Origin of the sequence: Bacillus sp. NPDC060175, assembly GCF_042728695.1 — a bacterium.
Taxonomy (GTDB): Bacteria; Bacillota; Bacilli; order Bacillales; family Bacillaceae_G; genus Bacillus_A.
This window is the reverse complement of sequence record NZ_JBHWYR010000002.1, coordinates 1-14,456: the sequence shown is the minus strand read 5'-3', so window position 1 is coordinate 14,456 and position 14,456 is coordinate 1. Positions and strand designations below refer to the sequence as shown.

Sequence of the window (14,456 nt, the reverse complement as noted above, 5' to 3'; positions counted from 1 at the left end):
AGATTTGCTCCTTTTTCATTTATCCACTTTATACGCCAAGTAATTCTTTTAGTTCGTCTGTTGATAGTTCGGTCATCCAACTATCGCTTGTAATGACGGCGTTGTTTAATGATTGTTTTCGTTCTAACATTTCATCAATTTTCTCTTCAAGTGTTCCTGTTGTAATAAGTTTATGAACGTGAACGAAGCGTTTTTGACCGATGCGATAAGCACGGTCTGTTGCTTGGTTTTCTACAGCTGGATTCCACCAACGGTCATAGTGAATGACATGGTTGGCAGCAGTTAAGTTTAATCCTGTTCCGCCGGCCTTTAACGATAAGATGAAGATGTCATACGTTCCGTTTTGGAACTGCTCAATCATCTTGTCACGCTCTTTCTTTGGTACGCTCCCGTTTAAGAAGAGGACGCGCTGACCAAATGTTTCTTCTAACATACTTTTTAGCATGTTCCCCATGCCAATGTACTGAGTGAAGATTAAGCAACTTTCATTTTGGTCTTTTATATTTTCGATGAGCTCCATTACCGTTTTTGTTTTCATAGAGCGTTCGACGATATTTTGTGGTTCTTCTTCTTTCAAATAAAGGGCTGGATGGTTACAAATTTGTTTTAGCTTGTTCAGCATAAGTAATATAAATCCGCGTCTTTCAATTCCGCTTAATCCTTCTACATTTTGCAATGTATCTTGAACAAGTTGTTCGTATAAGGAAGCCTGTTCACCAGTTAGTGGACAATAAGCTTTCTGCTCTTGTTTATCTGGTAAGTTTAATGCGACTGTTTGATCTTTCTTCGTACGACGCAGTAAAAACGGCGAGATAAACCGCTGTACTTGCTGGATTTTTCCTTCATCGCGGTCCTTTTCAATCGGTGTGACGAAGCGGCGCTGGAATTGTCCTAAACTTCCGAGATACCCATGATTGATAAAGTCGAAAATAGACCAAAGTTCAGCAAGTCGGTTTTCCATCGGTGTACCGGTCAAAGCAATTTTATGATTTGCTTGTAAGTTTCTTACTGCTTTCGACTGTTTCGTATGTGGGTTTTTTATATTTTGTGCTTCGTCTAAAATAACAGCGTCCCAGCATAACGTACTAAGTTCTTCTTCATCAAGCTGAGCTAATGCATAAGAAGTTAATATAACATCTGCTGATTGAAGAAAATCTTTAAATGACTCATCCTTAGCTCGGTTACTACCATAATGTAACTGAACACGTAAACTTGGTGCGAAACGCTCAAATTCTTTTTGCCAATTTCCAAGGACTGATGTCGGTGCCACAATTAATGCAGGACCTGTTTGGAGATTGTTTTCTTTAGCGTATAGTAAGTAAGTTATCGTTTGAATACTTTTTCCGAGTCCCATATCATCGGCTAATAATGCTCCAAATCCAAGCTTTCGTAAGTATAGCAACCATTCAATCCCGTGTTGTTGATACGGGCGGAGTGTTGCTTGTAGCGAAGATGGTGTATCTACTTTTGGAATATCTCCAATGTGCAGAAGCTTTTGGAAAAGTTCTTCATAATATCCGTCTAGTTCGATTTCAATATCGCTAAACGGACTATCGTCTTCTACAATTTCTGTTTCCGCCGTGCTAGATAAATGTTGCTGCAACACGTCTTTCATTTCTAGTCCATATTTATCGGCACGGTGCATTAGTTTTCTTACTTCTTCAATAAAGGCAGGATCAAGTCTCATCCATTGACCATTTAAATTGAAAAGACGTTTGTTCTGCTCAACGAGTTCGAAAAATTCGCTTTCTGATAAATCAATTCCGTCCGTTGAAATGCGCCAGTCGAAATTAACGAGCGTATTCATACCAAAGAAAGACTGTGTTTGTGCTGTACTTTGCTTCAGCTGTACACGTAACCTTGGTTTTGTTGCTTTTAAATTTTGCCACCATGATGGTAGTAAAATTGTAATACCTGCTGCGAGTAATTCATTACTTGCTTCGGTTAAGAAGTTCCAAGCTTCAGTTTCAAAGAGTTCTTCTCGGAACTTGTCGTCCTCTTTTAGCCACGGTACGAGCTTACTGAATCCTTCTTGTGTTTCAAGAATCCGTTCTTCGTAATCGTGCCATCGTTTTGGCAAGGAATCGATACTTTCATATACATATATGCGATGCGCACCACGTTTTGGTGTAACGATTGTTTCAAGCTTCCACATTTCAAGTTCTTCTTGCGGTTCTTGTAGTCTTAAGCCGACTGTAAATGGAAGGTCATCTTCAATGTAGCCAATTTTTCGAAGCCAATCTTCTTCATGTAGTGCTGCTTCCAATTGCCTTTTTGTAAAGTCGTAATGTTCATATAGTCTCTTTGCATCTTCCCATCCGTCATTTGAGCGAGCATCTTGCAAAATACTTTCGTTCACAGCGGCAGAGAAAAGCGATGCTAACATGCCATCTTCAATTGAGGTATTCTGAACTTTCCAAGATGGCTGCTGAGACCAATGCTTCATGTCAGGTGCGAAGCTGCCACTGACGAAAGCGTCCCATAATTCACTTGCGTCCTTTGTAAGTGCCGTAATAGGACCGTTCATTTGCATATTTGCAAATGAATTCATCGGTTTATTTGCGATGTATTCAAATGCCTGTGCATTCGTTAACATAACGCCTTGTTTTCCCTCATACGTTGCTTCTTTTAAAAACGTTCCGTAGAAGGAAGTAGAGTGCCATGCGAATGCATTTTTTTTCCAAGTTGCTACGGATAAGAGCGTACCGCTATCATCTTCTCCCCAAAGGAACCAACCTTGACTAACGTGCTGGAGCCTAATTGTTACTTCAGTTTGTATGATCATCGATTAATTTTCCTCTCCGTAATTCCTCTTGTAGTGCACGCAGACGTGAATGTAAGTTAGCGATATGAATAATGAAAGCATCCCATTCATCAGTTCGTTTCAGTCGTTTATAAAGCATACGTAATTTCTTTAAGTAACGAACGGCACGTTTATATGATTTGCGATTTCGCTCTTCAATTGCTTCCATTGCGGCATGGTGATAAAGAGGAAGTGCTGCTTCGGGCGCCTCTTTTTCAATATCTTTCAATGGTTCTTTCAAAAGTTCGATTACTTCGAATCCATATAAGAGCTGAAGCTCCGTCCATGCATGGTATTGTTTCTTCGCAAGTACATATTGTTCATAATTTGTGAAACTATACGGTAATAGTTCTTGTAAAATCATTTCTAATCCCGCTTGTTCATTCGTATGCGTTGCATATGTCTCATACATCATCACAAATAATCGAACGATATCTTGTATGAAGACGGTATTCTCTTGTTCCGTTATCGTTTCTTTTACTTGTTTATAAGTAAAGGAAAGCCAATCTTTAGCACGGTCCCACTGCATCGCACTTAATAACTCTTCTAACCAATAGAAGTAAAGGCTCACAACAGAAGCAGGCTGTTTTTTGAGTAATTCCATTGCCGATAAGTCTTCATTATTTAAAAAGAGCAGATGAGAAGATGCTAATGCTTTGGAAAGTGGATTGATTTTAGTATCGATTCGTTTTTCTTCTTCTTGTAGCTGCTCTTCTGTTCTTAACAGTTCACCCCATACGTGACGATAAATGAAGAATCGCTCTTGTGTATAGGCATCGGTAGAGAAGAATACTTCATGTATGAGCCGCGCTGTTTCTTGTAAAATCGGTTTGGATTCTTCTGGAATCTCTTCTGTTTTTAGGTCCCTAACGGTAGATTCAACTTTATCAACGAATAGGCGAACGACGTTAACTGGTTGGTGATAAGAATATAGTTTGTTTGCTTCAAATTCTTGAATTTCTTCTAATAATTTTTGAAAGCAATAAAGTGCCGCGTGCAACTTAAATAATTCATGAATAGCAACGATGCGTGGAGCTTTCCGTTCTAATTTTGTATAGAAGTCTGTAAAAAGACTCATAAGAAAATACATTTGTTTATAAGTGAGCCGCGCTTGTTCTTTTTTAAATGATTCATATTCATTTTCAAAGTATGTTTGCCAACTTTTATAATCCAGTTCTTCAAAAGCTGATGATTGCAATACTTGTCGTGCAGTTCGAATAGGAGGAAGAGAAGGTTTTGTATTATTTTTGAATAAAGTTAATACATCTCCTACCTGCCCAAAACTAGAAGCTGCAGATAGTAACACAGCAAGCATATGCTGACATTGCGTTGGCGCGAAGCAATCGCAATAGCTTTCAGTGACATTACGAATCGGGATGTGAACGCTATATACACTGCCTTCAGCATTTACAGTTCCGGATAGCGTATAGCCATCAAAGTCAACGTTATAGACAACACCACTACGATATAGGTGCCGAGCTGTAGCGACATGCTCCTGATCAGCAACTTGCTGTGGATCAAGCCCTTGAACGAACTCATTCGCAATCATCATAATTTCATCTTTCGTAATTGAGTCTTGCAGCATAATATTCCTCCGTACACAGATTTCTTTCCTTTACCATTATAAACAAAAAATGCTCAAAACAGAAAAAATGAAATTATAATTACACAATTAGAAAATCATGGTAATATATATAATGTTAATTTTGTATATTACTATATATTTATAGGGGGAGAAAACATTTGTCAGATTTACAGACGAAATTAGGTAGTGGAATGAATAAGTTACAAGAGGGAATAGAACAAGGAAAGCAGAAGTTGCAAATTGCACAAGAAATTGCTCAGTTGAAAAAAGGAATGCAAGTGCAAATGCAGAAAAAAACAGAAGTTTTATTAGAGCTCGGACAACAGGTATATGTTCAACTAAGAGGAAACGGAGTAAATGAAGCGAGTTTAAAAGAAGTGATTGCTCCAATTCAAGAGCTTGATGTTGCTATTTATCAAGCAAGAAAACGAATAGTTGAATTGCAAAAACAACAAGGCGAGAAAGCTACTTGTGAATGTGGTGGGTCTTTATCAATAAATGATAAGTTCTGTGGTTCATGTGGAAATCCTAACCCGATGTTAGCGGTAGAAAGTAATAGTGAGAAGGAAAATTGTATTACATGTAATGAGTATATTGATAAAAACTCTACTTACTGCCCGGTTTGTGGAATTAAGCAAAGTGGGGAGTGAATAAGATGTATTGTCGCACGTGCGGAAAACAACATGGTGAAGAAGTGAATTATTGTCCTAATGAAGGAAGTATGGAGATTGCAGGGGCAGTAGATACGGTAACGTTAGAGCAAGATACTGCTAAGTATTGCAGAGGTTGCGGTAATGAAAATGCTCAGCAAAATGTATATTGTCAAAAATGTGGGCATTCTTTATTTGTTGTTAAGCAAAAAGAACAAATCGTAAAATTACCTACGATGGATAGTGCTCCTAAAGTTGCATTTACAGCAGATAAAGCAACTTTCAAAACAGGTTTAATTGGTGGGGCTATTGCAAGTGTTCTCATGTTAGTTGCTGGCTGGATTGGAAGTTTATTATTTGCTTCTATATTAAGTGAGATGTTTAGCAATCTTACGAAAGAACTGGAAATGCTACCAAGCTTCTATGCAAGCGCAACTTCTACGCTATTAAATTATCATTTGCTTGGTTTTACAGCCGGTGATGATAGTGGATTGATGTTATCTTTATCTTGGCATACTCCATTTGTTTTATTATTAATTGTTCCATTCATTATTTTAGCTGGTACGGGAATATGGTTAGGAAAACAACGTGTTGCGAAGACGATTAAGGATCAAATTTTTGTAGCAGCAACAGTCGGTATTATATATGGAATCTTTTTACTTATTATAAGCTTTGTAGCATCACAATCTTTTGTAATTCCATTCTCAGATGCAGGTAAGATAACAGTTGGTTATTCAGCTGTAAAGAGCTTCCTAAGTGGTTTTGTATGTGGAACGTTATTCACTTTAGTAGGATTTATTGTTCATACAAGCAAAAACAATATGGCAGCAGCATTTCAAGAGTTAATGCCATATGGGGCATCTATTTATTATGGGATTTCAGCTATGTTAAAAGGACTTTTAGTGACAGCGGTAGTAACGTGTATTTTAGCTATGGCGTTAGTAAGTAACGAAGAACGTATTGAACCGTTAAAAGAAATGAAAGCTTCAAAAACGCAAGGTGTATTATTAGCACTAGAATTAACACCTCAATTATGGAGTATGGCTCATTTTTCTCCGTTAGAAGTATCAAGTCCAGCATTTGATCGTGAATTTAAAGGAATTAGTAAGAAATCATCTGATAACAAAATGGCCTTTTCATTCGTATCAGGCATTTCTGTAAATGGGATTGGGATGAAAGATATAGTGATTGCACAAAGAGGAACACAGGAAGATATTGCTGAGGTTGATGAAGTAAATAGCAGCTTCCATTATGGTTTATTATTACTTGTGATCCCGTTCTTCTTTATGTTTAGAGCAGGTAGGAAATTAGCAGGATTACCGACCACTAATATATACATTACACTAGCGGTATGTAGCGGTTCTTATACAATTATGATGATTGTAATGAACATAATTTCTAAGTTCCAAATTGATGTGTCTGGAAAGGTAATGAATGTATTCGGAGCGAGTGGTACTGTATTATCTATGCAAAATTCATTTGTATATTTAACTTTGTTTAGTTTTATTGTGACATATGTAGCGGCATTGGCCGGAATGAAATTAGCGAAAAAGTAGGGGGAGAGTATATTGAAGTTTTGTGGAACATGCAATAAACAAGTCGCAGATCAATTGAACTTTTGTCCTGATTGCGGAAGCAAAGTAGAAGAAATCGCTGATCAAACAGCTTCTTCTCATTCAGAAATGCGGAGTGAAACAAAGCCAGTGAAAAGTAAGAAAAACATGTTTTTACTTATAGGTTTTGTCATTGTTTTTGCTATTTTGTTTGGCGCATATAAATTCGGTGCAAGCAAGTTTTCGAAGGAAAAGCAAGTAAATGCAATGATCGAAGCATTCCAAAATAAAGATGTTAATGCAATCGATGAGATTTTGAAAGTAGACGATCCAACCTTAAAGGTTAAGACAGAAGATATTAAGGCGTATATCCGTTATTTAAAAGAAAATCCTTCTTATAATAAAGAACTGTTATCATATTTGCAAAGAGAGACAGTAGATCAAAAGTTAGCAAGTGATAAAGCATCTTTTAAAGATGGGAAAATTATAGAAGACGGGAAAGAGTGGTTCTTATATCCGAAGTATAAGTTCAGCATGAAATCGTATTACATGAATGTTAGCACAACTGCAAAGAATGCTGAAATATATGTGAATGATAAAAAAGAAACAGAGCTTTCTAGTGATAAAACTTCGAAAGAATTAGGTCCATACTTCCCGGGTACTTATGTTGTAAAGGCAAAGGCGAAGACAGAACTTGCTGAATTAGAGACAGAAAAAGAAGTGGATTTAGCAGATGAAAAGAATGGGACAGTAGAAGTGAATTTATCACTTGAAGGAAATTATGTAACCATTTCATCTGATGAAAATGATGCAACTGTATTTGTTAATGGCAAGAAACGCGGGAAGTTAAATTACGGAAGTTATAAACTTGGTCCTGTACCGACGGATGAAACGGTAGAAGTACATTTAGAGAAAAACGCTGAATTTGGTGTGATGAAATCTGAAAGTATTAAAGTTGGAGATCAAAGTACATATTACTTAAAGTTCCCAAAAGAAGCTTCTAGTTCAGCGGTTGGAGATTTTGTACAAAATCATATTTATAATAACGTACGTGCAATTGCATTAAACGATTTTAGTTTAATTGAAAATGATTATGATAAGAGCGGGAAATCGTATAAGGAAGACCGTGATTACTTACAATATCTACAGAAAAAAGGAATTACAGAAGATTTATTGACAATGAATATTCGCAATGTAGAACGTCAAAGTGCGACGAAATATAAAGTAACGACATATGAAGAATATCATATTCGTTATGGTGATGGCTCTGTGAAATTCAAGAGTTTTAATAATGATCATATCGTTACTGTTAATGGAAATGGAAAGCTGTTGTACCATTCTCTTGGAGCAAATAATACGCTGAAATCAGAGGAAATATCGGGTCCGACTCGTTAACAAAAAAGAGAGGATGTTCAATTTTGAACAGTCTCTTTTTTGTAGCGCCGATATTGTCAATCTTTGTCGGTAAATCGATATTTCATGTCGAACCGTTGATATATTGTAAGTTATGATAGATATAATTTCCTTTACTAATGTCCAACAAGGAAAACTAGAAAAGGATGTCACCTAGTTGAACTTTTTTGCTAGGTGACATCCTTTTTTGATTAGAAGCGCGCTTCCTTTAATACCTCTTGTACATATGGATCGTTTAATATTTGTTCTATGAGCGGTAGCATTCCTTGCTCGAATGGAATATCAATAGGGAATGGCTTTTGAGAGCCTAGTTTTATTCCGTATTGTACGAGTTTGTAATGTGTATTTTCTTCATGGCCAAGTACAATTAATTTATAGCGATTGTCATCGTTTGCTAGTGAGAAGTCAACTGCGATTGCATCATATGTTACATCATCTTTATATATGTACGGTTTTGGTGTACCGACCCAGTCTACTTTTGCTTGTATATTCATTGGTATAACCTCCTTATATGTATTATAAAAAAATAAAAGCCAGCTCTCAACAAAGAGAACCGGCTTTAGCAGTCATTGGTTATTTTAAAATTTTCACTTTAACAGTTTTGCGTCCCCATTTGTTAGCAGCGCTATCTGATCCAAGTAGAATGTCGATACGGTTACCTTTAATTGCACCGCCAGTATCACCAGCGATTGCTTCTCCATAACCTTCTACCCATACTTTAGATCCTAACGGGATTACTTTCGGGTCAACAGCGATCATTTTCATGTTTGGGTTCGCTGTTAGGTCATGACCCATTGCAGTTAATACACGGCCGCCGTATGTGCCACCGTTTTCGCTCGGATGAGCTGTATATGCTGTAGCTACAACAGTTAACTCACGACCATTAGAAGGTTCGCTAGTTTCAGCAGCTTTCACAGCAGGCTTAGCAGCTGTTTTTACTGGTGCAGGTACTTGAGCCTTAGCTGGTGCTGCAGCTTTAGCAGGAGCAGGCGTTTCTTGTTTCTCGATAACAGGTGCTGTACCTGTTAAGAAAGGAACATGAACATAAGCCGTTTTCCCGTTATATTCAAATTGTAACCACTCATTTTGTACTTGGTTCGTTGTTTCGATCATATCGTCTTTCTTAAGCGTTCCAAGAATTTCTGAGTTTGTGTTCGCTTCAGCACGTACATTTAATACGTTAGCTGTTACATAGTAAGAGTTCTTTGTAAACTCTGTACTTACGAATGCGTCTTTACCATCTAATTTGATTTGTGACCATCCGTTTTCTGTATTTAGAACATCTAATTTATGACCATTCTGTAATTTACCGACAACTTTTGATTCAGTAGTAGGGTTTTCTCGTACGTTTAGTACGTCTGTTTTTACAACAGTTTCTGCGTTAGCAGATGCGGTGAAAATCCCAAGACCAAAAACTGCTGCTGTTGCTATTCCAATTAATTTTTTCATGATAGCCTCCATTGCGTTTGTTTTCGTGTCCTCATTATAGCAACAGATTTTTTCGGATTTTGGGAAAACACACAATTACAAACCATTCGTAATAAGTCGTTAACAATTTGTAATATAGCTAGAATTAGAGGAAAGCGTTTTTCATTCCATATAATTAGTAGGTTTCTAGTTATATTCAAAATATTTAATACAACATAATTTTTTCGGTGTAAATAAGAATGTTACAAGAGTATTACGTAATGATTACTAAACAGTTACATTCCTTGAGTATTTTACCGTTTTATGGGTAATATAGTTATATAAACATAAACATCTCGTTTGTGAAGTTATAAACACGCGCTATATACTAGCAAAAAAACCGCATAATTGTTACAAGAAGAAAGGGTTGTAAAGAATAAATCTGCCCTTTTTTAAAACTGTAACACATCCTTTTTTGGGAAAATCTCTTCCCATCCGCATTTTTCTCACACAATTTGACAGTAGTATTCCAATCTTGTAGCTCTTGCAGAGTGAAAAGGTTGTACGGAAGGTAAGGCTGTCCATAAGAACTCTAATTGGTGAAGGCAAACTTGAGAGAGCCGAAAGAAAATCACCACAAAAACTATGGTTTTCTATCCGATTTAACACATCGGAATTTATGATATTTACAAGAAATGAAACATACGAAGGGGGATTTGATGAGGAAACTGACGAAAACATTTATTGTCTCATTAACATTATGCATTGCATTTACACTTTGGGGGATTATTCCCGAATCTATTATTGGAAAAGGTAGCTTAGGAAATGTAACGACTGCAATTCAAGCTGCGTTAGTTAGTAAGTTTGGATGGTTCTATATTATTTCCGTTTCTATTTTCTTAGGAATTGCTATTTTCTTAATTGTTTCTAAGTACGGTTCGATTCGTTTAGGTAAAGATGATGATGAACCTGATTATAGTTATATGACATGGTTTGCTATGTTATTTAGTGCCGGTATGGGAATCGGTTTGGTTTTCTGGGGCGTTGCAGAACCGTTGAATCATTTATACACACCTCCGTTTGGAGAGGGTGCGACTGAAGAGAGTGCACGTCTTGCACTTCGTTTCTCATTTTTCCATTGGGGATTACATCCATGGGGATTATATGCACTTGTAGCATTATGTATTGCGTATTTTACATTTAGAAAAGGAAGAGCAAGTACAATTAGTGCGGCAGTGGGTCCACTATTTAAGGGCGGTGAACATGGCCGTATTGCCCATATGTTTGATGTTCTAGCTGTATTTGCGACAGTATTTGGTGTGGCGACATCATTAGGACTTGGGGCAAAGCAAATTGCGGGTGGTGTTAGTTATTTAACATCCATTCCCAACTCATTATCGACACAGTTAGTAATCATCGGAATTGTAACTGTTCTTTATATGTTATCTGCGCAAACAGGACTCGATAAAGGAATTAAATATTTAAGTAATGCGAATATTATTTTAGCGTTTGCACTTATGATAATTGTATTATTTGCAGGTCCAACAAACTTTATTATGAATTATTTCACTTCAACAATCGGATCATACATTCAAGAATTACCAAGTATGAGTTTCCGTTTAAGTCCATTAAATGAAGGCGGAAATCAATGGATTCAGTCATGGACAATTTTCTACTGGGCATGGTGGATTGCATGGTCACCATTCGTAGGTACGTTTATTGCTCGTGTGTCACGCGGGCGTACAATTCGTGAATTTGTTATTGGTGTGTTACTCGTACCAACAGTAATTGGTGCGCTTTGGTTCTCTGTTTTCGGAGGGACAGGTATTCATATGGAATTGTTCGACGGGGCGAATATATATGGCCAAATTAAAGAAACGGGCACAGAAATAGGATTGTTTGCTATGTTAGACCAGATGGGTAGTATGGGACCGACTTTATGTGTGTTAGCTATTTTACTTATTTCAACATTCTTTATTACATCGGCAGACTCCGCTACGTTTGTTCTAGCGATGTTAACGACACATGGTAGCTTAAACCCACCAAATCGTATTAAAATGGTTTGGGGTATTGTCCTAGCAGCGTTAGCTTCGATCTTATTGTATGTCGGTGGATTAGAGGCGCTACAAACAGCGTCGATTATTGCGGCATTCCCATTTGTATTTGTTATTTTCTTTATGATTGCAGCACTATTTAAAGAGTTGCAAAAAGAAGGGCGTATGAAACAACATAAATAATAGAAGGAAAGGGGCTGATTTTATGTCAGCTCCTTTTTAAATGCAAATATTAGGAAAAGTGTGGATAGCTGTAGTTTAAAAAGAAAAATCGATATGGTTCGACAATATCCGATATTTTACACATTATATTCATATTTTTGACAAAAATATGTCGGAAATGTGTTGTCACTTTTATGTATATGTGCTATATTATTTCCTGTAAGCGATTTCAAATAGTTTTAAATCGCATTCAAGGGGGACAACTAGAATAATGAAACGTTACGAAAGAAAGTGGAAGCATATTTGCTTGAAACGTGTGGCACATCGAAATGCCCAAGAAAGCACGGAACCGAAGACTGAAACTCGTAAAGAGCATCAAGAGAAGCAATTGGTTCTACAAAAATAGCAATCACTTTTTCGTATATAAATGAAGGTCGATCGTTCGTTGGGGGATGGACGTGAAATAACTTTCTGCTAAGGGGTATTGTCTGATATATAGTATTACGGTAAAAAATAAGCACAGAGCATACGGCGCTCTGTGCTTATTTTTTAATGAAATCTATTTTTCTTTTTTAAATCGTACTGTTTTATCCCAACCAATTACTTGTTTTTTGCTCTTTGCGCGTAAGTAAAGAATGAGACTGCGAATAAACAAATACGTAAAGAGCTGTGCGTACGTAAAGTACATAATGACGCTTATGAAAATGTTGGTCGGTGTAAAGGTTCGTTCGACGCTCTGGGCACTAAATAATTGAGAAACATATGTAATATATGCGACATACCACATAAATAGTAATGGAATGCTATATTGAATTTGGAATATGCCGAGCAGTCCAATTACAAACCAAACGTTTGAAATGATTAGGAATAGCCAAAATATGACATACACTAAAACTTGTTGTAAGGAATGGACGAGAAGTTTTCCTTTAAAGAAGCTTAACGAAGAAAACATTTTTTCTAAAATGTATAAGTTTCCTTGAAGCCAACGTGTACGCTGTTTAATAAGAATTTTTAAATGCTCAGGTTCTTGTTCCCATGTAATCGATTCTGGGACGATTGGTAAGAGATAGCCCTTTTGGGTAATTCTTAATGTTAATTCGGCATCCTCTGCGATTGCATAAGGGTCATAGCCGCCAAGTTCTTCTAATGCAGAACGACGAAGAAGCATGTTTGTTCCGGTTAGTGAACCTGTTTGGAATAATAGCCAGCGTCCAGATTGCATAAGGAGCTGAAAAATTTGAAATTCTAATGAAATCATTCGTGTAAGCCAATTTCTTTTTTCATTTACTGTACGAACGTGTCCAACTGCCCCAACGGCATCCTGGGTTGTTTCAGCATGTTCTACGAGCATTCGCAGTGCATGTGGTTCAGGTTGATTATCTGCATCATAAACACAGAAATATTCACCGTCCGAAATGCTAAGGCCGTAGTTTAATACACGCGATTTTCCTTTCGGCTCGCCAGGTGGTACACGAATGTGATGAATATGAGCATAAGCTTTGTCGAAATCATCGCCAATTTCAGGTGTTTCATCTTGAGAGTTATCGTTTAATAAATAAACGTTTAGTTTGCCTGGGTATTCAATCTTTGCCATTGCTTCTAATGTATCTTTAATAACAACCCCTTCATTATGAGCGGGTATTAAAATATCTACACTTGGATAATGTTCCAGCGTACGATCTTTTCGTTTACTATTTCGATGAATTAAGCCCGCAATTGTTAAGAAAGAGTAATAAACGAGTAAAGCAGAGAATAGAAAGGCGGTAAAAATCAATACATATTTAATTGAAAATGTGATGCTGATCCAGAAAACGAGTACGCAGAACAGAAGGAATAAAAGGAGTATAACGAGTGTCATCATAATAATGTCGGTCCTTTGTTTCCAATTTGCTCTCGTGAAATTTTCATGTCTTGGATTGCCTCATTAGCAAGCCATTGCTCCATTTTTGGCTTTAGGCGGTTCATTACAATATCAGCACCGGCTTCATTTGTGTTTTGTAGTAAAATAACCAGTGTATTGCTGTCGTATTCAGCAGCAAGGTCAAAGTCATTCCTTACCGTTTCAACTAATAATGAAGCTACACGATCCATGACACTTTCCTTCGTATATTTACTAAAGGAAGTGAAATCAAAGAAAATGATAATGCCTGTTTCATTACGACGATTCATCGCAGTTGTTAATAAAGCTTGTCGTCTTTCGAATTCTTGTCTTGTTAATAATTTTGATTCTCCAATGTATTGCTCAAGCACTCTCACTCGTTCAGTTAACTCTTTATTTTTAAGGATAACCTTTTTTAATAAATGGGTTGAAATATAAACAATGAAGAAGTTAGCTGCCATCAGGAAGTGGGTAATAATATATTCCCATTGATCTGATGTACTCCATAAGTGAAGCCATGCTTGATAAAATAAATAGAATACTGAAATGATTGTTCCCAGTATGAAGAAAATAAATGCTGTTTTATCAGCTAAAAATAGGAATAGTACATTTATGATGACATATATAATTGTAAAAATGAGCGCGTGCTCATATTTCGTCACATGTATAGTAGTAAAATAAAATAAAATTTGTAAAATCCACATAGAGAGGACTTTATAAGACTTATCTTTCACGAAACTTTCCTCCTTACAGATAATTCGTGCTGGATATTTGTAGTATGCACAATTATTAAGAAATGGACCATGTAGCTGGAAGTTTTTTGGGGCGAGATACATCAAGTAGTATCCTTCTTGTACAAGAAAAAATAAACAGACATACTAATTATTGTAACATATTGTCTATATATCTAGACATAAAGGAATTAATATATATAAAAATTATGTTTATAC

The 14,456-nt window shown here is 36.6% G+C and carries 11 protein-coding genes; 5 read left to right on the top strand and 6 right to left on the bottom strand.

Translation table 11 applies throughout. From position 1 onward, the window contains the following. Positions 1-28: 28 nt before the first annotated feature. Positions 29-2,785, bottom strand: a complete 2,757-nt coding sequence (locus ACFWDE_RS01300; RefSeq protein ID WP_377889515.1) for a DEAD/DEAH box helicase — start codon at positions 2,783-2,785, stop codon at positions 29-31. Further along, on the bottom strand, positions 2,769-4,388 hold the full coding sequence (locus ACFWDE_RS01295) for an SWIM zinc finger family protein (RefSeq protein WP_377889513.1): 1,620 nt from the start codon (positions 4,386-4,388) through the stop codon (positions 2,769-2,771). Before ACFWDE_RS01295 ends, ACFWDE_RS01300 begins: the two co-directional genes overlap by 17 nt. Positions 4,389-4,546: 158 nt before the next feature. Here ACFWDE_RS01295 and ACFWDE_RS01290 point away from each other — a divergent pair, with 158 nt between their 5' ends. The 3 genes from ACFWDE_RS01290 to ACFWDE_RS01280 are packed head-to-tail and all read left to right on the top strand — an operon-like array spanning position 4,547 to position 7,986. Continuing rightward, entirely contained in the window at positions 4,547-5,038 is a 492-nt protein-coding gene (locus tag ACFWDE_RS01290; RefSeq protein ID WP_377889511.1) for a zinc ribbon domain-containing protein, read from the top strand. A gap of 5 nt (positions 5,039-5,043) precedes the next feature. Further along, positions 5,044-6,594, top strand: coding sequence for a zinc ribbon domain-containing protein (locus ACFWDE_RS01285; protein ID WP_377889509.1), 1,551 nt, complete (start codon positions 5,044-5,046; stop codon positions 6,592-6,594). Between the two features lie 12 nt (positions 6,595-6,606). Further along, the gene (locus tag ACFWDE_RS01280; protein WP_377889507.1) at positions 6,607-7,986 is read left to right on the top strand and encodes a zinc ribbon domain-containing protein; all 1,380 of its coding nucleotides are present in this window, start codon (positions 6,607-6,609) and stop codon (positions 7,984-7,986) included. 209 nt (positions 7,987-8,195) lie between these two features. Here the strand turns inward: ACFWDE_RS01280 and ACFWDE_RS01275 are convergent, their stop codons facing one another. Further along, positions 8,196-8,498 carry a DUF3910 family protein gene (locus ACFWDE_RS01275; RefSeq protein WP_002144812.1) on the bottom strand — a complete coding sequence of 101 codons (303 nt, stop codon included), beginning with the start codon at positions 8,496-8,498 and terminating at the stop codon, positions 8,196-8,198. Between the two features lie 79 nt (positions 8,499-8,577). Continuing rightward, a complete protein-coding gene (locus ACFWDE_RS01270) occupies positions 8,578-9,453 on the bottom strand; it encodes a cell wall-binding protein EntA (protein WP_377889505.1) in 876 nt (291 codons plus the stop codon). 677 nt (positions 9,454-10,130) lie between these two features. On the opposite strand from ACFWDE_RS01270, the gene opuD reads away from it, so the two are divergent. After that, entirely contained in the window at positions 10,131-11,648 is a 1,518-nt protein-coding gene (opuD, locus tag ACFWDE_RS01265; RefSeq protein WP_377889501.1) for a glycine betaine transporter OpuD, read from the top strand. A 250-nt stretch (positions 11,649-11,898) separates the two neighbouring features. Then, the gene (locus ACFWDE_RS01260) at positions 11,899-12,033 is read left to right on the top strand and encodes a hypothetical protein (RefSeq protein ID WP_002068447.1); all 135 of its coding nucleotides are present in this window, start codon (positions 11,899-11,901) and stop codon (positions 12,031-12,033) included. Between the two features lie 153 nt (positions 12,034-12,186). Here the strand turns inward: ACFWDE_RS01260 and ACFWDE_RS01255 are convergent, their stop codons facing one another. Beyond that, entirely contained in the window at positions 12,187-13,488 is a 1,302-nt protein-coding gene (locus ACFWDE_RS01255) for a glycosyltransferase family 2 protein (protein WP_377889498.1), read from the bottom strand. Continuing rightward, positions 13,485-14,240, bottom strand: coding sequence for a diguanylate cyclase domain-containing protein (locus ACFWDE_RS01250; protein WP_377889496.1), 756 nt, complete (start codon positions 14,238-14,240; stop codon positions 13,485-13,487). The genes ACFWDE_RS01255 and ACFWDE_RS01250 overlap by 4 nt, the downstream gene beginning before the upstream one ends. Positions 14,241-14,456 lie beyond the last annotated feature (216 nt).